Origin of the sequence: Alteriqipengyuania lutimaris (assembly GCF_003363135.1) — a bacterium.
Taxonomy (GTDB): domain Bacteria; phylum Pseudomonadota; class Alphaproteobacteria; order Sphingomonadales; family Sphingomonadaceae; genus Alteriqipengyuania; species Alteriqipengyuania lutimaris.
Genome location: NZ_QRBB01000001.1, coordinates 1,404,571 through 1,426,584 on the forward strand (window position 1 = coordinate 1,404,571; position 22,014 = coordinate 1,426,584).

Sequence of the window (22,014 nt, forward strand, 5' to 3'; positions counted from 1 at the left end):
CTTGTAGGAATGTTGCGCTGTGCGTGGCCAAGTCGCTCGCTGGAAGGCGGACCGCGCGCCCGAATGGAAGGTGACACCCGCGAGCGCGCCGATGAGGGCAATGGCGAGGATTTGCAGGCTCCCGGGGGCGAGCAGAGTTTTCGTAAAATACCCCTGTCGGTGTGTCAGAATGCTCGTCAGCCTTGATCGGCCTCGATCCGCAGCGCGATACCCACCGCGCAGCCGGGCTGCACGATGGGCATCGCCTCGGGCGACTGGTTGAGCGCATCGGGCGGGTGGCTCACCGGCTCGATGCAAAGCTCCTCGCCGCCGGGTGGCGCGAAGATGTGAACGTGTGGAGCGCCGAAGCCGCGCAGACGGATGGTGCCGTGGGTATCGGTGACGGTGGCCGCACCGCTCCACCCGGTGAAGCAGTGATCGACCAGCGTGTCGGGCAGGGCGCTTCCCTCGCTCCATGGCGCTAGGCTGTCGGCAGGATGCCCGGTGCCATCGGCAAGAGCGTCACCATCGATGCCGAGCATCTGGTGAGCGTCGAAGGCGATGCGGCTATCGGGCGCGCGGCGGAAGTAGGGATGCAGGCCGGAGCCGAGCGGGGCGGGTTCGTCAGCCCGGTTCTCGACGATCAGGCGAATGGTGCACCCAGCCTTGTCGAGCGCAATGTGCTGGTGCGCGCGATAGGGCCAGGGCCAGTCCGCGCCACCGGGGTAGTCGTCCTCCAGCAGCGCGCTGGTCTCATCGTGCCGGATGACGCGCCATTCGCGGAGCCAGCCCGTGCCGTGGAGCGGATGCGGGTGGTCGCCGAGGTTGGGATCGAGCGCCACCTCGCGCCCGCCGAAGCGGAAGCAGCCGTGAGCGATGCGGTTGCAGTAGGGGACGAGCGGGAAGCAGGCCGATTGCAACGGATGGTCGGCCCTGTCGGCCATGGTTCGCAGGACCGGTGTGTCGCCGAGTGTCAGCGCGGACAGGCAGCCGCCCACGCCGGGGCGCAGGCGCGCCTCCCACGCACCAGCCGCCAGCACGATGTCAGGCAAGCCCGCCGGTCTCCGCATGGTCACGGATCAGCGCGAGCATCTCCGCATCGGTGTCGAAATTGCCGAACCAGCCCTGCGGTTCGTGCGGCGGATCGCCCATATACTGGAGGTCGCCGTCGCGGAAACGGGCATCGGAGTGCGCGGCGCGCGCCTCCCCGTTCCAGGCCCAGAAGTTACTGCCCTGCGTCGGGCCGCCGCTCGCCCAGCCGCGCTCAACCGCGTCATAGATCTCGCGGTAGAAGCGCTGGCGGAACTCAGTGGTGGCCGAAGGCGCGGAGGCTTCGCCGTCGCGCGGGAAGCCGAACTCCTCGATCAGCAGCGGCTTGCCGGCCTCGCGCGCCAGCCGCTCGTGCGCAGCGATATAGGCGCGGGTGTTCGCCTCGACCGTGGGCCAGGTGCCCGCGAGATCGTCGCCCTTGGCCCAGCCCCAGACCAGCGGCCAGATATGCGCGGTGAGGTAGTCCATGGTGCGATGCGCGCGCAGCACCACCGCTTCCTGCCCGTTGGCGGCGTGGGTGCCTTCCTGACCGAGGCTGACCATCTGACGGGGAGCGAGCTTGCGGATGCGTGCCGCAGTCGCGTCGATCCATTCGACATAAGCATCGGCATTGCGCGCGATCGCAGCATCGCTGCCGCCCGGCCGCGGCTCGTTGGCGAGCTGCCACGAGAACAACGCGGGGTCGTCCGCATAGCGCCGCCCGGTGATGGAATTGGTGCGGCCCACGACGCGATCGAGATGCGCATTGTAAAGCTTACGCGCCTGCGGATTGGAATAGAACTGCGCGGTCGAATTGGCGAAGGCGGGCCAGGGATGGGCGGGGTCGCCCATGTCCATATACTCGCCCGTCGCGCGCCACAGCAGCGTCTGCAGCCCTCCGGACCATTCCCAGAAGTTGGAGAGGACCAGCACTGCGGTCATCCCGCGCCTTGCGATCTCGGCCATCGCGAAGTCGAGACCCTCGAACAGCACGGCGTTGGGCGTGCCGTTGGGCCCAGTGAAGCCGGGCTTGATTGAATTGTTGAGCGGTCCTTCCTCGCCCGAGGCCATGATCCGCAGGTTGTTGACGCCGATTCGCTGCAACCGGTCGAACTCGCGCACCAGCCGCGCGCGGTTGCCATAGGGCGCATCGGCGCCAAGCCAGGCGGCGTACCACATGTTCGCGCCCACGATCCGGTAGGGCAGGTCACCCCGGCTGAATCCCGTGTCCTCGCGGCGCACGAAAGCCGGTGCGCTCGCGTTTGGTGTCACGCAGCCGGTGAGCGAGACCATGGCTGCCAGCGCCGCACCCTGGACAAGGACGCTGCGGCGATCGAATGTCACGGAGACACTTCCAGCTCGAAGCCGGGGATGGGCAGGCCACGCGCATCGTACAGATTGACGATCGGCGCATCGGACCACGCGTGACGGACGCGCGCGACGGTTCGGCCGCTCTCGACCGGGATCGCCACAGTGGCGCCCTCGATCCGCGCATCGGCCCAGCGGCAGGTGCCGTCAGGGGAACACGCCTCGATACCCAGCGGAGCCGCTCCGCCGAATGCGCGCAAGTCACCTTCGACGCCTTCGAAGCGAACCACGATCCGGTCGCCCTCGCGGGTCGCACCGGCAGGCATCGGCATCGGCGTGCCTTGCGCCGCGGCGGCCAGCCGCTTGCCCAGATCGTTCTTGTTCGCCGGGTGGATATCGGTCGGCTCGCCAATGTCGATCGCGGTTACAAGCGCGGCGTTCCCGTCCGCCGCCACCCCGTCGAGCTGGTCCTGCCGCACCTGCGCCCAGGCGGACTCGGTCGGTTCGCTGTGCCGCTGGCCGTAATCGGCAAGCTGGACGACCAGCATGCGCGTTTGCGGGCCGAACTGTCGCCGCCAGCCCGCAAACAGTTCACGCAGCTTCACGTCGTAGTCCGGCTGGCCCACGTCGGCCTCGCCCTGGTACCACGCCACACCTGCCAGACGCATCGGGCCGAGCGGGGCGATCATCGCATTGTGCATGACGCCCAAGCCCGCATTGGCATCCCACGGCGCACGCGGCGGGACGCCTTCGACCGTACCGATGGAATATTCCCAGTCGGCGCCGAGCGGGATCGTGCTGCCGCCGTGCGTGGTGAAGAACAGCCGCTCCGGCCCCGCAAAGAAGCCTCCGGTGTCCCACATGTTGTTGGCGGCGATCAGGACTTCGTTTTCGCCTTCGCGCAGGTACTGGGCGGGCACGCGATAGGTGCGCTCGACGGCCCAGCCGAATGTGTAGCCGACCGGATTGCCATTGACCCAGGTGAGGTCGAGATCGTCGATCGCGCCAATCGAAAGCGCGCCTTCGCCGCTTGCCTGCTCGGCAGTTAGCGTGAAGGTCTGCCGCAGCCAGACATTGGCGCGCGGGTTCTCGTCGAGCCCGGTGCCTTCCCAGTCGTTCCAGAACGAGAACTGGGGGATCGGCTGCCAGTCAAGCATCGAACTGTCGGTCCACGGCTCGCGGCCGTTGTCGTTGGCGCGCCACCAGTCGTACCACTGGGGAACGAAGGCCTGCGCCGCGGCCAGCGGATCGCGTTCGTACACCCGAAGCTGTTCCAGCGTGTCCTCGCCGTAGAGCACGCGCACGCTCTCGGGCGTCAGCCATGCGCTGGCGGCGCTGCCGCCCCAGTTCGAGTGGATCAGGCCCAGCGGCACGTCCGGATGATCCGCGCGCAGCTGCTTGCCCATGAAGAAGCAGGCCGCGGAAAATTCCTCCACGCTCTCGCGCGTCGCGGGCTGCCAGGCGCCCGGTTCACTGAGAGTGTCCTGCGGTACCGGGGCAGTCGTCTGCGCGACCTTGAACAGGCGAATGCCATCGTCCGGTGCCAGCCGCAGCTCGGTGAAGGTATTGAGCGCGCGAGTCACCGGCAGTTCCATGTTCGACTGGCCCGAACACAGGTAGACGTCGCCAATCAGGAGGTTGTCGACCTTCGTCTCGCCGCTCGCATCGCGCAGCGACAAGCTGATCGGTGTCTCGCTCGCTTTCCGCGCCGGGAAGCTCAGAGTGAAAGCGCCCTCGCGATCCGCCTTCGCGCTCACCTGATCGCCGCCGAGCGATCCGGTGACCGTGCCCTCCGGCGTCGCGGTCCCTGCGACGAGGATGGGCTCGCCGCGCTGGAGCACCATGCCTTCGCCGTAAGCCGGACCGAGAGTGGGTGCGGCCGAGGCGGACCCGGCAACGATCAGTGCCGCCAAGCCGAACGCGTATTTCATCCCAGCTTCGCCAGCGGCTGCGCAAAACCTTTCACCGGCGCATCGAACGCGAACAGGCTCCCGGCGAGGGGATATTCCTCCATGTCGGCAGGCTCCATGTTCTTGGTAGCGGTGGTGACGTAGCCGGTGCCGAAATCGGTCCCGCCGAAGGCCATCTTGGTGATGTCGCGCGCAGGCATCGCGATCGTCGCCACCAGTTCGCCATCGGGCGAGAAGCGTGCCACGCGGCTGCCCAGGTAAAGTCCGGTCCACACGTGATCCTCGGCATCGACCACTGGGCCGTCGGGGTAGGCATCGGGGAACAGCGCCCCGGTATCGGCGAAGGGCCGCGCATCGCCGACGCCATCGGCCGACAGGTCCGCGACCATCATCTTCTGCGATCCGGTGTCGGTGAAGTAGATACGGTCGCCTGCGGCACTCACCGCCGGGCCGTTGGTGATGGTGATGCCGGAAGGACCCGCAGGCCTGATATCGCCGCGGTCGAAGACGTAGAAACGGCCCGAGGCGCTGCCTTCGCTATCGTCCATCGATCCGAACCAGACGCGCCCCCAGGGATCGGTGCAGGCATCGTTGAGCCGGTTGCCCGCAGGTTCTCCCGGAACCGCCATCAACTTCGCAAACGCCTTTTGCTCGGGATCAAAGGTGTAGAGCCCATCCTTCAGGCCGCACAGCAGCCCCCCCCCTTCTGCAGGCAGCGCCCAGCCGATCTGGTCGGGCGCCTCGGCGAAGGAATTGCTCCCCGTGTCGGGATCGTAGTGCCACAGGCGGTGCCGCTTGATATCGACGAACCATACGATCTGTCGTCCGGCATCCCACAGCACGCCCTCGCCGAGCTTGCTCTGGGCGTCGAGGACGCTGCGAACTTCGGCCTTTATCTCCATCCGGCATCCACCCAGTAATTATGCGCGGTGCAGAAGCGCGCGTCGTCCGATGCGAGGAACAATGCCATCGCCGCGATGTCGGCCGGCTGGATACGGCCCTTCAGACACTGCGCCGCCACGATCTCCGCCTCGCCTTCGGGCGTGTACCATTTCATCTGACGCGGAGTCTGCACATTGCCCGGAATGATCGTGTTCACGCGGATGTTGTCGGGCCCCAGCTCCCGCGCGAGGCTCCGCGTCAGGCCTTCGATGGCAGCCTTTGCGGTCTCGTAGAGTGTCAGGTTCTCCAGCCCCAGATGCCAGCTGATCGATCCCAGGTTGACGATGCTGCCACCGCCCGCCTGCTGCATCGCGGGAGTGACCGCCTGCGCGGCGAAGAACTGATGCTTGAGGTTGACCGCCATCCGGTCGTCCCAGAATTCCGGGGTCACATCGGCCACCTTGTGCCGGTCGTCGCTGGCGGCGTTGTTGATCAGCACGTCGCATCCACCGAACCTATCGATGATCGAGTGGATCTTGGCGCCGTAGTCGGCGGTGTCGGTAATGTCGCAATGGTGGAAGATCGGCTGTGCCGGTGCATCCGCCAGCCGTTCGACCAGCGCTTCGCTGGTATCCGTCTGCACATCCACGAAAGCGACGCGCGCGCCCTGCCGTGCAAATCCCTCTACGATCGCCTCGCCGATGCCGGACCCGCCGCCACTGACGATCACCCGCTTGCCGGACAAGCTCGGATAGACGGCCGATCCCGAAGTCGGGGCCAGCTCACCCTCCGCCATGCGGTTAAATTCCTCACCCATTTGCATTTTTCTCTTTAATTCCAAGTAGATCGGGCGCCGGTCAAAGCCTGTCGACCAACCCGCGCGCGTTCAGATTTCGTACCCATTCGCCGATGCCGGTCGTCCAGGCCGGGGCATCGCGCGAAGTCATAACAGTATTTACGAGGCTCCCGATCCGTTCCGACCGGATGGTGACCACATCGCCGATCTTGTGGGTAAACCCGGCGCCTGCCTCTTCACGATCGTCGGTCGGCGCGAACAGCGTTCCGCAAAACAGCACGAAGCCATCGGGATAATGATGCTCCGACAGGCACTGCGCAACCAGATCGGCCGGATCGCGGCTGATCTGCGCCATCTCGTTTCGGCCTTCGAGGCGATATCCGTCCGGCCCTTCGATCTCCAGTTCCACGTCGGCCTTGCGCACGTCGTCGAGCGTGAAGCCATCGTCGAACAGACGGATAAACGGCCCGATCGCGCAGGAGGCGGTGTTGTCCTTCGCCTTGGACAGCAGCAGCGCGGAACGGCCTTCGAAATCGCGCAGATTGACGTCGTTGCCAAGCGTCGCGCCCAGGATTTCGCCGTGCGCGTCGCACACGAGCACCACCTCGGGTTCCGGATTGTTCCAGCTCGAATCCGAACGGATGCCGATGGGTTCGCCGTGCCCAACCGAAGAGAGGACCGGGGATTTGGAGAAGATTTCCGCATCCGGGCCGATCGCCACTTCGAGATATTGCGACCACATGCCCTCTTCGAGCAGGGCCTGCTTGAGCTGTTCGGCTTCCGCGCTGCCGGGAACAACTGCGCGGATTCCGGCGCCGACCTTCTCTTCCAGCTGCGCGCGAATATCCTTCGCCTTCTGCGCGTCGCCGCGCGCACGTTCCTCTATCACCCGCTCGATTGCCGACACCGCGAAGGTAACGCCGCTGGCCTTGATGCACTGGAGGTCGATCGGGCTGAGCAGGCTCCAGCCTTCGGGAAGACCGTCGGTGACCCGCCCCAGCTTCTCGCCGCCAGTCCAGGCCTTCCGTGCAAGAGCGCCGGAAACGCTCGCGACGGAGCTGGTCAGATCGTAAAGCATGCCTTCGTGGATCGCGATGACCACGGGTCCTTCCGGCGCCATTGCGCGCCCGATGAAGCGTCCGCTCGTGTAATCCGCTGGCAGAATGGAAACCAGATTTTCGGCCATATGTGGCTCTTGCCCTCCCGAGTGTGAGCGCTACCATATGGATGCGACCTTGCGAGAGCAAGGCATAACAAAAAGCGTTGGGAGAGACTTCGATGGCATACCGAATTGGGGGAGTCCTGCTCCCTATGGCGCTCGTTCTGGGTCATCCGGCACTTGCCCAGCCGGAAGCGACCTTCGACTTCGTGGAGTACGAGGGACGCGACAACACGCCGCCGGCGCCCGAGGGCTATTACCGTAATCCGGTCCTGCCCGGGTTCCATCCCGATCCCTCGATCGTGAAAGTGGGCGACGATTTCTATGCGGTCAATTCGACCTTCAGCTGGTTTCCGGGCCTGCCGATCCTGCACAGCCGCGATCTGGTGGACTGGACGCTGATCGGCAATGCGATCAACCGATCGGACCAGCTCGATTTCTCCGGGCTGGGGACCAATCGCGGCCTGTTTGCGCCCGCGATCACGCATCACGACGGCAAATTCTGGATCGTGAATACCTGCATCGAATGCGGCGACAATTTCGTCATTACTGCGGATCGCCCCGAAGGGCCGTGGAGCGATCCCAAGTGGCTGGAGTTCGGCGGGATCGACCCATCGCTCTATTTCGAAGGCGAGCGGGCCTGGATTGTCTACAACGACGCGCCGCCGGGAGAGCCGAAGTATGAAGGCCACCGCGCGCTCTGGCTGCAGGAGTTCGATCAGGAAACCATGCAGGTCTTGCCCGAGCGCACGCTGCTGGTGGATGGCGGCGTCGACCCGTCGACCAATCCGATCTGGGCCGAAGGGCCGCATATCTACAAGATCGACGGCTGGTATTATCTGCTCACCGCCGAAGGCGGCACGGCGGACCAGCATTCGCAGACCATCTGGCGTTCGCGCAATGTCGACGGGCCCTACGTGCCGGGGCCGATCAACCCGATCCTGACCCAGCGCGATCTTTCGCCCGACCGGCCGGACCGGGTGGAGGCGACCGGGCACGCCGATATCGTCCAGCTCGACGACGGCAGCTGGTGGGGCCTATTCCTCGCCACGCGACCCTTCGCCGGGCAATCGACATTGCTGGGGCGCGAGACCTTCCTTCTGCCGGTCCGCTGGAAGGATGGCTGGCCGCTGTTCCTCGAGCCCGGGGAAGCGGTGCCGCCGGTGGTCGAAAAGCCCGATCTGGCCGCCGCTACGGGCGCAGAATGGACAGCCTGGCGCGACGGTTTCGACGCGCCCGCACTCTCGCCCGAATGGCTCACGATGCGCACTCCGGGAGAGGAATCGCGTATCCTGCACGATCTCGACCGCGGCGAAATCCTGCTGCGGCCCGGCGCCGTGCCGGCGGGCAGTCTCGACAGGTTCGCTTTCATCGGACGCCGGATGCGCCATCACGACGCGGCATTCACCACCGCGGTGAACATGACCCGCGGGGACGAGGGGGATTACGCAGGGCTGCTCGCCTTCATGGACGAGGGGCATTTCCTGACGGTGGGCATCGAACAGGGCGAGGCCGCGCGCGAGATCGTAGTCCGCCTGCGCAAGGACCCGGACGACGCGGAGCGGGGCGAAGTCGTCCACCGCGCTGCGTGGAACGACGCGAGCGCCCAACTGCGGCTGAGCTTCGAAGGTGGCAGCGCCGTCGCCGCATGGCGCGAAGGCGAGGATGGCGAATGGACGCAATCTCCTGCGATCGACGTCGAGCCCTTGTCATCGATCCATGCCGGGCTGTTCACCGGGCTGGTGGTCGGCCCCTATGCAGTGGCGGGCGACTAGGCCTGCCGGGCGGGGTGATCACTCGGCCCGGAAGATATAGACCGGGCCGATATCGATCGCCTGTGCTTCGGCGGCGAAGTGCAGCGCCAGCTCGGCGGACCCGGCAGGCAGATCGCGCGGCGCTGTGGTGTTGATCCGGATCAGCTGCCAGTTCTCGCCGACGGTGAACAGGTTCTGCGCGAATCCATCGTAGGGCGGGGTCCGGTCCTGGATGCGCATCGCGACCAACCCCTTGCCGTCGGCGGTCTGCGCGCTGACCGTCTTGGCGGCGATCGCGATGAGCAGCTTGTCACCCTCGGCAATCGGCTCCTGGATCGGAATCCCTGCGACAAGGTCCCAGTCGTTCTCGCCGGGCGCGTCGAGCGAATAGCGCGTCGCCTTGCCCAGCCAGATGGAGGAATCCTCGCGATCCTCGATCGTGCCGACCGTCGCGCCCCGCGTCCAGTTGCGCAGATCGGGGCGGTTCAGGAGCGTGCCTGCATCGGTGAGCGGATCGGGGATCAACGGTTCTTCGGTCTCCACCGGTTCGGGCTGGTCGGGTTTGGGCGCACCGAGGATAGAAGACGCACCGGTGACCACGATGGTCTGGCCGATCTCGACCGTCTGCTTCGCCCCGCCGAGCTGGAAGACCACGCGCGCCTCGTCGCTCGCGTAAGCTGCGTTGGCGGTGCCGCTGACCTCGTACCATTCCCAGTCCGAACCGACCGAGATGGTATCGTCCGCGAAGCCACCATAGGGCGGGCCGTTTTCCTGCACGCGCACCGCGATCACACCTTTCCCGTCGGCGGTGTCGGCAGAGACGGTCCGGGCATGGAAGCCGATCGTCACCGTGTCTCCGCGCGCGATCCCTTCGAGTAGCGGAACATAGGTCTGGCTGGACCAAAGGTCGGGCCCCTTGCTGCTCACCTCGTAACGGCGCGCGGCGCCGCCTCCAGGAATCGTCTCGTCCTGCACGCCTTCGACGTCGAGCGCGGCGCCTTCGGTCTGCCAGACGAGATCGCGCGGATCGTTGATCAGGCTGCCGGGAAGCTGTTCGCTGAAGGCTTCCAGTTCGGGCGGCAGGCCCTGCGCGAGGACCTGCGGCGCGGCGAGCAGGAGCGCGCTCGTCGAAAGGGCGATGGTGATGGTGCGGCCTAGCATGTCAGGATCCTCGCGCTGTCAGTTGTCTTCGGTCAGGCCCAGGGCGGCGCGCATTCCGGACAGCCATTGCCCGCTTGCGCGATCCCAGAAGGGATAGGTGTTGGCATAGGCCCACACGCACATCCCGATGCCCGTCGGCTCGAAAGCCTCGCGCACCGCACGGTGGTAGGCGGCGCGTTCGGGCGTCGCGACGTATTTGTCGTAGGCGCCGGTCTCACCCATGAAGGGCGTCTTGCCCGTGCGTTCGATATAGGCGCGCACCTTCTCGACATCCTTCGCGAGCTGTGCGCGGTCCCCGGCGACGGGGAAGCTGCGGCCGGGCGGCGGCATGTCGGGCTGGGTCCATTCCGCCCCCTGATGGGTGAAGGCGAAGGGATCGTAATAGTGGAAGGTCGGGTGGATGTTGGGATCGTCGGGCAGCGGCAGGCTGGCGAGCGAATCGATCCCGCTCCAGTTCTCGCCGCCGATGATCACCGCGCGGGTAGGATGCGTCTCGCGCACGGCTTCGAGTGCGGGAGTGAGCGTCTCGAGCAGGTTGGAATGGTCGAAATTCTTGTGCGGCTCGTTCTCGAGCTCGAACCACAGCGTATCTTCGGGGTAGCCTTCGAACCGATCGGCGATCTGCGCCCACACGGCGCCGTGCCATTCGGCCACCGCGAGCGGATCATCGTGGATCGGGTCGAAATGGTGGCTGTTGAGAATGACGTTGAGATCGGCCGCGAGGGCCTGGTCGACTACGGCCTGGACCCGGTCCATCCACGCAGGGTCGACGGTCCAGGGCGCGTCCTGCAGCGTCTTGTTGTGCCAGCGGACGGGAATGCGGACGGTTTCGAACCCGGCAGCCTTGATCCGCGTAAAGTCCTCCGCGACGATCTTGGCGCCGCCCCATTGGCCTTCCTGCTCGGGTTCGAGCATGTTGCCCATGTTGATGCAGGTGCCGACCGGAAGGGCGGCAGCCGATGCGAGTGGATCGTCGGGAACGGTGTCCTGCGCAACCGCGCCGCATGCAGCAATCGCCAGCGCGCACGCGCCCAGGCTCGTGGGTATCCTCATCCGGTCTCTCCCCTGCCGGCTTACATCGGCCAGCTTTTCGGTAGCGCTATCATAGGGATCGCGATGTCGTAAAGACCCGGCGGGCGCAGTAGAGCCGGTATGGGTTCAGCGACCGCCGAGCACAGCGATCACGAAGCGGCGGATCCTCTCGTCCCGCTCGGGCGAGGGCGGGCCGGTGACCGTTCGTGCGGGAGGGGGCAGATGGTCGGCTGCGCGTTCCGCCTCCGGGCCGAACACGAAATGGTCGAACCATGCGCGCCAGGCCGCACGCTGGGCCGGCGGCTGGTCGCGGATCGCCATGATCGCATGGACGAGCGCGAGGAACCCGCCGCCATGGGCGGCATCATTGTGCCAATAGTTGAGGAGAATGTTGATCGGCGCGCTCGCCTGGACGTGATGCCACCAGAGCGTGGGGATGTAGATCGCGTCGCCGGGTTCGAGCTCGGCCGTCTGCGCAAGCTCGCGCGCATTCTCGTATCGGGGGTAACGCGCGAGGTCCGGTGCCAGCGGGTCGACCATGCTCACCGGCTGCCCGGCGGGGGTTACGTCCAGCGGGCCCACGTAGAGGTCCGGCGTGGCCTCTGGCGGAAACAGGGTAAAACGACGCTGTCCGAGGGCCACGACGGCGAAATTGTCCGACATGTCGAAATGGGTTGCCACCTGCGTCGCATTGCCCAGCCAGATGCGGGTGGTCGCTCCGCTCGCATGATCGGCGAGCGGGAAGGGGTTCGCCGTCTCGAAGCCGGGAAGGTGGGAGGCGGCGGGCGCTGCGCCCGCATACATTCCGGGCGGCGCCGGCTCATGCTCGATCCGCTGCAGTTCCCGGCTCAGCTGCGAGAGCGATGCCTGCTGCCGCTGAAAATTGAAGCCGCGCATGTCGGCTCTGTAGAAGAACCGCCCCTTCTCGGTCGGGGGGGTGAGCATGATGTCGGTCGGCGCCCCGGTGTCGAGCGCTTCGATGAGCGATAGCGCTTCCTCCGGCGAACGCTGTCCGGCCTCGACCAGGGGCCAGTCCTTCACCAGCCCACGGATCACCACCGGCGCATAGCGCGGACGAACCTCGCGCTCGAAAGTTGCGCGGTCGGGCGGCACGATTTCCTCGATCGGAGTCATGCCGCCCGCCCTAGCGTGGGCAATATCCTACGAACAGGGCAGTACGACCTCAGCATCGGTTCCGAGCCGGACTTCACCAATGGCGTAGTCGGTCTTGCCCATCGTGCTGAGCACGAAGGGATGGGTCAGCGCGGTCATGTCCGCGCCGTTCTGGCGGAAGCACTTGAGGGGAATGCCGTAGCGGACCCAATCGGTGCTTTCGGGCAGATTCATCGTAATCTGCGTTTCGTCATCCGCCGTGCCCGTGCCGATGGTCGCGCTGTCGGGCGCATCCCACACCTTGGCGGTGAAGAGCAGCTGGATGTCGGCATTGGTTTCGCGGTCGAGGTCGATCGCCTCGAAATTGCGCAGCGTCACGCCGGCCGCGCCGCTTTCGACGGCGAAGCGCCGTGCGCCTTCCTGCACCACGAAGTTCTCCGCCGTCACGCGAATGCGGCCGTTTGCCGCTTCGGCGGGGACGGTGGTGACGCGGATCTGGTCGGTCGCGGTGCGGCCGTCGACCAGCAGCGACCAGCTCGCCGCCGGGTTGCCGTTGGTGAACCACACGCGCGCGTCGCCCGCAGCACTGGTATCCACTTCGGGCAGCGTGCTCCACGCGCCGGGTGCCGACGTGTAGGTGAGGCCGTAGCCGAACGGATACAGCACCCCGTCGGCCATGTCGGGCGTGCGCGGCCAGGCTGCGGGCAGCTTGCCTGCGAAGTCGTAACGCGGCGAACCGTCGGCCTTGCCCACCAGCACATCGGCAATACCGCCGCCTTCCGAACCGGGCAGCCATGCGACGACGAACGCATCGGCTTCGTTGAGGGCATCGTTCACGTAGAGCGGGCGGCCGGTGATCATCACCGCAATCACGGGAATGCCCTGCGCCTTGAGCCGCTCCATCGTCGCATAGGGCGCGGTCAGATCGGCATCGAGCGCGAGCGTATCGCGGTCGCCCTGGAATTCGGCATAGGGCGTTTCGCCGAAGACGACGATCGCCGCATCGGGCCGCTCGGTAAAGCTGCCGTCGGGGCTGAGGACGGCGCTGCCGCCACCCTGTTCGACCGCGTTCTTGAGGCCGGTGTAGATCGACGTCGCACCCGGGAACAGGTCGTTGGACAGGCCGGTGCCCTGCCAGCTGAGCGTCCAGCCGCCCGACTGGCGCGCGATGTCGTCCGCGCCGTCACCAGCGACCAGCAGGCGCCCGCCCGGTGCGATTGGCAGCACGCCCTGGTTTTTGAGCATGACCAGCGACTTGCGCACCGCTTCGCGCGCGATCGCGCGGTGTTCGGGCGCGCCGAGCAGGTCGTACTCGCCCGACAGCGCACGATCCGATGGCTTGCCCGCATCGAACAGGCCCAGCCGCGCCTTCACTTCGAGGATCTTGGTTACCGCCTGGTCGATCCGCTCCATCGGGATCGATCCGGCGCGCGCCTTGTCCAGAAGGTCCTCGTAGATCGGCTTCCAAGTATCGGGCGCCATATACATGTCGACGCCGGCCATCAGGGCCTGAGGGCAGCTTTCATTGGTGCAGCCCGCGACCTGACCGTGGGCATTCCAGTCGGAAACCACGAAGCCGCCGAAGTCCATCCGGTCCTTCAGCACGTCGGTGACGAGCGACTTGTTGCCGGTCATCTTGACGCCCTCCCAGCTGGAGAAGCTGACCATGACGGTCGAGACGCCCTCGGCAATTGCGGGACCGTAGGGCGCGCCGTGGATGTCGCGGAGCGCTTGCTCGCTGATCGAGCTGTCGCCCTGGTCGACACCGCCGTCGGTGCCGCCATCGGCGAGAAAATGCTTGGTCGAGGCGATCACGTAGGGACCGGCCAGCAGGTTGTCGTTGCTCGGTGGCCCCTGCAGCCCTCGCACCATCGCGCCCACATAGGACGCGACCAGTTCGGGATCGGAGGAATAGCCTTCGTAGGATCGGCCCCAGCGGAAATCCTGCGGCACCGCGACAGTGGGCGCGAAGGTCCATTCCTGGCCGGTGACGCGGATTTCCTTGGCGGTCGCCGCGCCGATCCGCTCGATCAGCTCGGGATCGCGCGCTGCGCCAAGGCCGATATTGTGCGGGAAGAGCGTCGCGCCGACGATGTTCGAATGGCCGTGGACCGCGTCGGTCCCCCATACGATAGGGATGCCGACGCCGCCGTCGGTCTTGTCGACCGATTCCTCGTAGAAATCGTCTGCCGCGGCGAGCCAGTCGGGCGCGGGGGCAAGGTCGTTCCCGTTGGGGCCGCTGTTGCCGCCGACGAGGATCGAGCCGAGATTGTAGGTCTTCACGTCTTCGGGCGTGACGCAGCACAGGTCCGCCTGCACCAGCTGGCCGATCTTCTCTTCCAGCGTCATCCGCGCCAGGAGATCGGCGATCATCGCCCGATCTTCGGCGGGGACCGTCACCGGGTAATCATATTCGGGCCAGATCGACGGATCGGCCTCGCCCGCACCGGGAGCGGTGGCGACCGCTCCGATGGGTGAGGTTGCCCCATTGTCCGCCATCGTGGAACACGCGGAGACCGCAACGGCCACGGCGAGCACGCTCGCCATTTTTTTCGAGTCGATCATTCTGCCCTCTCACTTGTGTGGCTCGAAGCCGCATTTTTATATGTGAGCGTTATCATTCCGGCAAAATGCGAGAGGGGCAAGGGCTAATTCGCGCAATGCCGATCAATGTGTCCGTGACCGACGCCGCTTGCCCGATTCGATCCCTGACCCTACACCGATGCTCAAAGCTTGCGCACTGGAGGAGGGGCAAACCCTCTCGCGATGCGAGCCCACGGGAGACGAAACATGCCGCGCATTATGAATGGTAGCGCTATCTTTGTGCCGATGCTTTTGCTTTGGGGACCCGTCGTTCCTGCGATGGCGGGCGAAGTGGATCCCGTACCGCATGGCATGGTGGTCACCACCGACGACGGGCAGAAGGTGCGCGTGCTGGCCTATGGCGATGGAACCGTGCACATCACCGCGGGCGAAACGCTGCCCGAGGAGCGCGCGACCGCACAGGTCGTCGCCGATCCCGACGGCGATCCGCAGGTGACGGAGCAGGGCGATCGGGCCGTTTTGCGCACGCCCGAAGGCTCCGCCACCATCTCCTACGACGACGGTGCGCTGATCGTGCGCGATGCGGCGGGCAGGATTCTGCTGGAAGAACATGCGGATGCGCGCCGGATCGAGCCGGTCGAGCTGGAAGGGCAGCGCTGGTACTCCACGCGCGTACAGTTCAACCGCGGCACCGACGAGGGGCTTTACGGCCTCGGCCAGCACCAGAACCGCCAGATGAACTATAATGGCGAGGACCTGGAGCTCGCCCAGCATAACATGGCGATTACAGTGCCTTACCTGGTCTCGACCAAGGGCTACGGCATCCTGTGGGACAATGCCTCGATCACCCGGGTGGGGGATCCGGAGCCTTACGAAAAGCTGCGGCTGGGCTGGAATGCGCGCTATTACCTCGGCGACCGGATGGTGGTCGAGCGCACCGAAAACACCATCGATTACAAGTATTTGTCCGATCAGGAACGCTGGCCCGAAGCGGCGAAGGCGGCGGTCGAGGCGGCGACCACGGGGCAGAACACGCAGGGGAACGCGATCGAGACGCAGCGCGTCGTGTGGACAGGCACGTTCGATCCCGAGACCAGCGGAACGCACAAATTCCGCCTCTATTCATCGAGTTACGTGAAGGTTTACGCCGACGGCGAGCTGGTGCTCGACCGGTGGCGGCAGAACTGGAACCCGTGGTACCACGTGTTTCAACTGCCACTCAAAGAGGGCAAGCCGGTGCAATTACGCATCGAGTGGGAGCCTAACCAGGGCTACATCGCGCTCGAACATGCCGACCCGCTGCCCGAAGCCGATCGCCACTCGGTCAGCTTCGCGAGCGAGGCGGGCAGGGCGATCGATTACTACGTCGTGCCCGCGCCGACGATGGACGATGCCATCGCGGGCTACCGCCGGCTGACCGGCAAGGCACCGATGATGCCGCGCTGGGCATATGGCTTCTGGCAGTCGCGCCAGCGCTACAACACGCAGGCCGAACTGCTGGACGTGATGCGGATGTACCGCGACCAGAACATCCCGATCGACACTATCGTGCAGGACTGGTTCTACTGGCCCGAGGATGCGTGGGGCAGCCACGCTTTCGATCCCGAGCGCTTCCCCGATCCGCAGGCGATGGTGGACGAGGTGCATGACCTCGACGGCCGCATCATGCTGTCGGTCTGGCCCAAGTTCTATCCGACGACCGAGAACGGCGAGGAGCTGCGCGAGAAGGGCTACCTTTACGAACGGCCGCTGGAGGCGGGCCAGCTGGACTGGGTGGGCAAGGGCTATCCGAACACCTTCTACGATCCCTATCCGGCCGAGGCGCGCGATATCTACTGGCGGCAGATGAAGGACGACCTGCTGCCGCTGGGCTTCGATGCCTGGTGGATGGATGCGACCGAGCCCGACTGGCATTCCAACCTCTCGGTCGAGGAGCGCAAGCGGCAGATGTATTCCGCCGCCACCGACACGCCGGGCGCGGCGATCTTCAATTCCTACCCGCTGGTCCATGCAGAGGGCGTGTACGAAGGCCTGCGCGCCGCGCAGCCCGATACGCGGCCCTTCATCCTGACCCGCAGCGGCTTCGGCGGCGTGCAGCGAACATCGTCCGCCCTGTGGTCGGGCGACGTCGCCGCGCGGTGGGACGACCTGCGCGACCAGATCAGCGCCGGGCTCAACCTCAGCCTCGCGGGCGTGCCCAACTGGACGCACGACATCGGCGGCTTCTCGGTCGAGCAGCGCTATTCGAGCGAGGATCCGGAGCACCTGCCCGAGTGGCGCGAGCTCTACCTGCGCTGGTTCCAGTTCGGCGCGTTCACGCCGCTGTTCCGCAGCCACGGCGAATTCCCGCTGCGCGAGACGCCGATCATCAGCGAGGGCGATCCCGAGATGCGCGCCAGCCTGATCGCCTATCACAAGCTGCGTTATCGCCTGATGCCATACATCTACACGGTCGCGGCGGGCACGCATTACGACGATGGCACGATGATGCGCCCGCTGGTGATGGATTTCGAGGGCGATCGCACAGTCTGGGGCATCGACGACCAATACCTGTTCGGCCCGTCGCTGCTGGTCGCCCCGGTGAGCGAGTTCGAGGCGCGGGAGCGCGAAGTGTACCTGCCGCAGGGCGCGGACTGGTACGATGCGCGCAGCGGCGCGAAGCTGGCGGGCGGGCAGACGATCACCGCATCGGCCCCGCGCGAGAGCATGCCGCTGTTCGTGCGCGCAGGCGCGATCGTGCCGATGGGGCCGGACGTGCAGTGGACCGGCGAGAACCCGCAGGGCCCGCTGACCGTGCATGTCTTCGTCGGGGCCGACGGGGCGTTCTCGCTCTACGAGGACCAGGGCACCGACATGGGCTACACCCGCGGCGAGTACGCGCGCATCCCGATGGCGTGGGACGATGCCACGCGCACGCTGACGATCGGCGCGCGCGAAGGCAGCTTCCCCGGCATGGCCGGGAGCCGTGCCATCACCGTGGTGCTGCACGATGGCGCGGAAGGCGGCGACGTGTTCGCGGCAGAAGAAGGCCGCACGCTCACCTACGAAGGCGAGGCCGTCAGCCTCGCCTTCTAGGCTGGCCGCAGCGCGGCGGGATCAGACCTCGACGATCTGCCCGCCCGCAGCGGCACTGGCGTACATCGCCTCGATCAGGCGGATGTCGCGCAGGCCCATCTCGCCCGGCGTGCGATGCGCCTCGCCCTTGCGCGCGGCCTGCGAGAATCCGTCGACCTGCGCGGCGAACTGGCTGGCGGCGTTGCCCGCGGTGTAGGCGCGCGCCGCGCCGCCGATCTCGGCGTTGATGCGGTTGTCGTAATAGGTCGTCGCGGGGTTCATCTCGATCGAGCCGTCGCTGCCGAAATAGCGCTGGCGCGAGACGTAGGGGTTCCAGCAATAGGACGAGGAGCCCTGCACCGTAATCCCGCTCGCCATGCGCACCCGCCAGTCGAGCGCGCCCTCCACCTCGGTGAACCGCGGATCGCCCGCGGGCGTCGAATCATAGGCCGAGACGGCGACGGGCGTGTCGTCCGGCAGCATCATCAGCGAGGTGTTGAGGCCGTAGACGCCGATATCGTACATCGATCCGCCACCGCCCAGCACCTTGTCCAGCCGCCACTTGTGCGGCGGGAAGTCGGGATTGGCGTTGAAGCCGTGATCGGCGGAGATGAAGCGCATCGCGCCGAGGTCGCCGTTTCGCACACGATCCAGCACGTGCACATTGTTCGGCTCGAAATGGACGCGGTAGGCGACGCCCAGCGTGCGGTTGTTGCGCTTCGCCGCCGCGATCATCGCCTCGCACTCGGCGCTGGTCGAGGCCATCGGCTTTTCGCACAGCACGTGCTTGCCCGCGTCGAGCGCGCGGATCGTGTATTCGGCGTGGAGGCCGACCGGGAGTACGTTGTAGACGCAATCGATCTCGTCGTCGTCGGCGATCCGATCGAAGTTGTCGTAGTTGTAGAGCCGCGACACGCCGTAGCGCTCGCCCAGTTCGCGTGCTTTTTCAGGATTGCCCGAGACGAAGGCGGTGATGCGCGAATGCCGCGCCCCATCGAAGCCGGGGATGACCTGGCCGACGCCGAATGTGCCCAGGCCGACGATCGCCCACCGCATCCGCTGGCCTGCGGGCTGCGGAAGGTCCGGATTGCCCAGCAGCGGTTGCCCCTCGGCCTCCTGCGCGATGGCTCTGGTCGAAGCCATCGCAGCGGCCGCGCCCACGCCGAGCTTGATTGCCTGACGACGGGTCGAACCCGCAGTGTCCTTGCTCTCTTTCACGATTCCTGTCCCCGATCCTTGTTTGCCCGACTATGACGATGGTCTAACCGCTTGGCCATACACAATGGTAGCGCAACCATTCTTCCGGGGGAGGGTGAAATCGACGGTGAGCGTGTAGAGGGTGACGCCCTGATCGGCGGGATCGAGGCGGGGGGCACCAAGTTCGTTCTGGCGACGGGCCTGCGCGACGGAACAGTGCTCGATCGCCATATAATCCCGACCCGCGATCCCGAGACGACGCTCGCGCAGGCGGGGGCATGGTTCGGCGCGCGAGGAGAAGTCTCGGCTCTCGGAATCGGGAGTTTCGGGCCGGTCGATCTGGACCCCGTGTCGGACACCTGGGGTCACATCACCTCCACCCCCAAACCGGGCTGGCGGGGCTGCGATCATGCGGGATATTTCCGGCGCGAGCTGGGGTGCCCGGTCGGCTTCGATACCGATGTCAACGCCGCCGCGATCGCCGAATGGCGCGCGCGTCGCGCAGATCCCGCGCAGGCGCTGGCCTATGTTACCGTGGGCACCGGGATCGGCGGCGGGATCGTGAGTGCCGGGCGGATTCTCGGCGGCGCGACGCACCCGGAGGTCGGCCATATCCGCGTCGCGCGCCATCCGGAGGACCGGGAATTCGACGGCAGCTGCCCATATCACGGCGATTGTCTGGAAGGGCTGGCCAGCGGCCCGGCAATCCTGGCGCGCTGGGGGGCTCCGCTGAACGAGTTGGACGACCCCGACGCATCCAAGATCATCGCCCATTATGTCGCCCAGCTTTGCAAAGCGCTGTTCTCGATTGCCGCGGTCGACGGGATCGTGCTCGGCGGAGGGGTGATGGGGACGGTCGGCCTGCTCGATCGCGTTCGCGAGTTCGTGCGGATTCTGGACCAGGGCTATCTCCCTCGCGGAGCGGAACGCTGGATCGAGGCGCCTTTGCTGGGCCAGGATTCGGGCATCGTGGGTGCGCTGCTGCTGGCCGATGAAGCTTTGCGGACGGATCGGAGCTAGCCGGGGGGAATCGCCATCTAGCTAGCGGAGTGTTGCCGCTTCCATTCCCGCGCGCCGGCCTGGGCCTGGCGCCGGATCGGCGGCACGTCGACCCGCGCCGAGGGATCGAGCGAGACGCCCAAATAGTCCGCCATCGCAGCGACCGCATCTTCGGGCGCGTCCACGACATCCTCGTACCAGACGACGAGCGGGGTGATCGACAACTCGCGATACATCTGCGCCCACGCATTTTCCTGCGCCGCGAGTTCGCGCTTCGCGCGCTCTACCATGGCGGCGGAATAGCTCGGCTCGGCTCGCCCACCCTCTTCCTGCTCCTGCCGCCAGATGCCGGAGAGGCTTGCCCTGGCGAGCGAGATGGCGTGCGCGGTCGTGTCGCGCCGGCGCAGCTGGACGACGCGGCTGGCCGCGCCGCCTGCGAGGAAGAGGCGCATGGCCTGACCAAGCAGGGCAGGGTTGCTGCGACCCAGCTGCTCCATCTGGAGCGGAAAGGCCTTGAGGCCGAAAATGCCATTGGGAGAGGTGCGGTACCGCACCACCCGGTCCCACAGCTCGATCTGGGCGCGGGGCGAGCCATGGACGGCTCCGAACGGCCCCGTCGGCTCGAAATTGAGATATTCGAGGGGGGCACCGAGGCACCCCGTTTCCCACAGCAGATGGCTCAGATAAGTGCTGCCCGAGCGCGGCACGCTCGCGAGCATGTAGGGCCGAGGCTCGCCGCAGAACGCGGGCCAGTCGAAGCGCTCCTCGTACCCGGTAAGCATATCTGCGGGCGGCCCGCTCATCGATCCACCTTGGCCGTTGCCGCGAGCCTCATCGGTCGCCCTGTCTCCACGCGGTGCCTCCCCCGCGCGTCCCGTTTGCCCAATTGGAAAATCGTAGGAAGCGATCTGCCGCGAGATCGAAAGAATGGCGGAGACGGAGGGATTCGAACCCTCGATACCCCGATAGAGGTATGGCTCCTTAGCAGGGAGCTGGTTTCAGCCACTCACCCACGTCTCCGCACACGTGCCCGTCCACCGGATGGCACGCGAGCGGCGCGCTATAACCAGCACGGCAGGGTGGCACAAGGGTGCAGCGCAAACGAACGCGAGTTCCCGGCGCGCGACTCGTTTCGGCGCGTTTTCGATTCGGCTCGCCGCCTTGCTCCTTGATGCGCGAGGTTCAGGCGACTCAGTCTAAATGCGGAGACTTAGAACTCAGTCACACGCGAAGGAGCGCGGTTCATGGCCCGCACTGTCAGCATCCGCCACATCGCAGCGCTGTGCGCCGCGATTTTCGGCATGGCCGCCGCGCCGCTTGCCGCGCAGCCAATCGAAACGGTCGACCCGACACGCACGATCGAGGCGGGGCAGATCGATGGCGATATCGAGGAAAACCCCGGCGAACCGTCGATCTACGGCGAGCGGGGCGCGACCCCGGCCCCTCAGCCGGAATCGCAGGTATCGACCTGGACCGATATGTCGCCCGACAGCGAGGCGGACACTGCCGCCGGTTATCAGGGTGCCGCCGCTCCTTCCGCCACGACGGCCGCCTCGCCGCAAGGCCAGGCGGCGAGCGAAGCGATCGCTTCCACCGCAGCGCCTCCGGGCACATGGCAGGACGACGACCTGATCGGCGCGGCGCAGGGCTTTTTCGGCGAGAACGCCGAAGGGATCGCGCGGATGATCGAGCGGATCCTGGCGGACCAGGGCACGCCCAACGGCTATATCGTGGGCCGCGAGGCGAGCGGAGCCTTCATCGTGGGCGCACGCTACGGTTCGGGCACGCTCTACCACAAGGTCGAGGGGCAGCGCCCGGTCTACTGGACGGGGCCTTCGATCGGCTTCGACGTGGGCGCGAACGGGGGCAAGACCTTTGTGCTGGTCTACAACCTGTTCGACACCGAACAATTATACGAACGCTTTCCTGCGGGTGAGGGTCAGGCCTATCTCATCGGTGGGCTGACCGCGAGCTACCTGCGCAAGGGCGACACCGTGTTGATCCCGATCCGGATGGGCGCGGGCCTGCGGCTCGGTATCAATGCGGGCTACATGAAGTTTTCCAAGGAACACCGCTGGTTGCCTTTCTAGGCGCGGT

At 66.3% G+C, this 22,014-nt stretch carries 16 protein-coding genes and 1 tRNA gene; 4 read left to right on the forward strand and 13 right to left on the reverse strand.

What is annotated here, in order from left to right:
- Positions 1-176: 176 nt before the first annotated feature.
- The 6 genes from DL238_RS06725 to DL238_RS06750 are packed head-to-tail and all read right to left on the reverse strand — an operon-like array spanning position 177 to position 7,090.
- Positions 177-1,031: an aldose 1-epimerase gene (locus tag DL238_RS06725; RefSeq protein ID WP_181883849.1), complete on the reverse strand. Its 855-nt coding sequence runs from the start codon at positions 1,029-1,031 to the stop codon at positions 177-179.
- Positions 1,024-2,352: a glycoside hydrolase 5 family protein gene (locus DL238_RS06730; RefSeq protein ID WP_199798037.1), complete on the reverse strand. Its 1,329-nt coding sequence runs from the start codon at positions 2,350-2,352 to the stop codon at positions 1,024-1,026. Before DL238_RS06730 ends, DL238_RS06725 begins: the two co-directional genes overlap by 8 nt.
- Positions 2,349-4,247, reverse strand: a complete 1,899-nt coding sequence (locus DL238_RS06735) for a sialate O-acetylesterase (protein WP_115491559.1) — start codon at positions 4,245-4,247, stop codon at positions 2,349-2,351. Before DL238_RS06735 ends, DL238_RS06730 begins: the two co-directional genes overlap by 4 nt.
- Entirely contained in the window at positions 4,244-5,128 is an 885-nt protein-coding gene (locus DL238_RS06740; RefSeq protein WP_115491560.1) for an SMP-30/gluconolactonase/LRE family protein, read from the reverse strand. Before DL238_RS06740 ends, DL238_RS06735 begins: the two co-directional genes overlap by 4 nt.
- Positions 5,119-5,925, reverse strand: coding sequence for an SDR family NAD(P)-dependent oxidoreductase (locus tag DL238_RS06745; RefSeq protein WP_234030993.1), 807 nt, complete (start codon positions 5,923-5,925; stop codon positions 5,119-5,121). Before DL238_RS06745 ends, DL238_RS06740 begins: the two co-directional genes overlap by 10 nt.
- Before the next feature lie 40 nt (positions 5,926-5,965).
- A complete protein-coding gene (locus DL238_RS06750; protein ID WP_115491562.1) occupies positions 5,966-7,090 on the reverse strand; it encodes a fumarylacetoacetate hydrolase family protein in 1,125 nt (374 codons plus the stop codon).
- 125 nt (positions 7,091-7,215) lie between these two features.
- Between DL238_RS06750 and DL238_RS06755 the strand changes: the two genes are divergently transcribed.
- On the forward strand, positions 7,216-8,838 hold the full coding sequence (locus DL238_RS06755) for a glycoside hydrolase family 43 protein (RefSeq protein WP_181883850.1): 1,623 nt from the start codon (positions 7,216-7,218) through the stop codon (positions 8,836-8,838).
- Between the two features lie 18 nt (positions 8,839-8,856).
- Here DL238_RS06755 and DL238_RS06760 read toward each other — a convergent pair whose 3' ends face one another.
- The 4 genes from DL238_RS06760 to DL238_RS06775 all read right to left on the reverse strand — a co-directional run bounded on the left by DL238_RS06760 (position 8,857) and on the right by DL238_RS06775 (position 14,688).
- Complete coding sequence (locus tag DL238_RS06760) at positions 8,857-9,978, reverse strand: hypothetical protein (protein WP_115491564.1); 1,122 nt, start codon at positions 9,976-9,978, stop codon at positions 8,857-8,859.
- An 18-nt stretch (positions 9,979-9,996) separates the two neighbouring features.
- Positions 9,997-11,031, reverse strand: a complete 1,035-nt coding sequence (locus tag DL238_RS06765; RefSeq protein ID WP_115491565.1) for a glycoside hydrolase family 5 protein — start codon at positions 11,029-11,031, stop codon at positions 9,997-9,999.
- Between the two features lie 105 nt (positions 11,032-11,136).
- Complete coding sequence (locus DL238_RS06770; protein ID WP_115491566.1) at positions 11,137-12,144, reverse strand: cupin-like domain-containing protein; 1,008 nt, start codon at positions 12,142-12,144, stop codon at positions 11,137-11,139.
- Positions 12,145-12,171: 27 nt separating this feature from the next.
- Positions 12,172-14,688, reverse strand: coding sequence for a glycoside hydrolase family 3 protein (locus DL238_RS06775; RefSeq protein ID WP_234030994.1), 2,517 nt, complete (start codon positions 14,686-14,688; stop codon positions 12,172-12,174).
- A gap of 297 nt (positions 14,689-14,985) precedes the next feature.
- Between DL238_RS06775 and DL238_RS06780 the strand changes: the two genes are divergently transcribed.
- The gene (locus DL238_RS06780) at positions 14,986-17,742 is read left to right on the forward strand and encodes a glycoside hydrolase family 31 protein (RefSeq protein WP_181883851.1); all 2,757 of its coding nucleotides are present in this window, start codon (positions 14,986-14,988) and stop codon (positions 17,740-17,742) included.
- Positions 17,743-17,763: 21 nt separating this feature from the next.
- Here DL238_RS06780 and DL238_RS06785 read toward each other — a convergent pair whose 3' ends face one another.
- Positions 17,764-18,939 (reverse strand): Gfo/Idh/MocA family protein, encoded by a 1,176-nt coding sequence (locus DL238_RS06785; protein WP_199798038.1) that lies wholly within the window; start codon positions 18,937-18,939, stop codon positions 17,764-17,766.
- A 51-nt stretch (positions 18,940-18,990) separates the two neighbouring features.
- Between DL238_RS06785 and DL238_RS06790 the strand changes: the two genes are divergently transcribed.
- On the forward strand, positions 18,991-19,938 hold the full coding sequence (locus DL238_RS06790; RefSeq protein WP_234030995.1) for an ROK family protein: 948 nt from the start codon (positions 18,991-18,993) through the stop codon (positions 19,936-19,938).
- Positions 19,939-19,955: 17 nt separating this feature from the next.
- On the opposite strand, the gene DL238_RS06795 is transcribed toward DL238_RS06790, so the two are convergent.
- Positions 19,956-20,720 (reverse strand): Stf0 family sulfotransferase, encoded by a 765-nt coding sequence (locus tag DL238_RS06795; protein ID WP_115491568.1) that lies wholly within the window; start codon positions 20,718-20,720, stop codon positions 19,956-19,958.
- A gap of 125 nt (positions 20,721-20,845) precedes the next feature.
- Positions 20,846-20,937: transfer RNA gene (locus tag DL238_RS06800), tRNA-Ser, on the reverse strand.
- Between the two features lie 224 nt (positions 20,938-21,161).
- Here DL238_RS06800 and DL238_RS06805 point away from each other — a divergent pair.
- Positions 21,162-22,007 carry a DUF1134 domain-containing protein gene (locus DL238_RS06805; protein WP_115491569.1) on the forward strand — a complete coding sequence of 282 codons (846 nt, stop codon included), beginning with the start codon at positions 21,162-21,164 and terminating at the stop codon, positions 22,005-22,007.
- Positions 22,008-22,014: the final 7 nt, after the last annotated feature.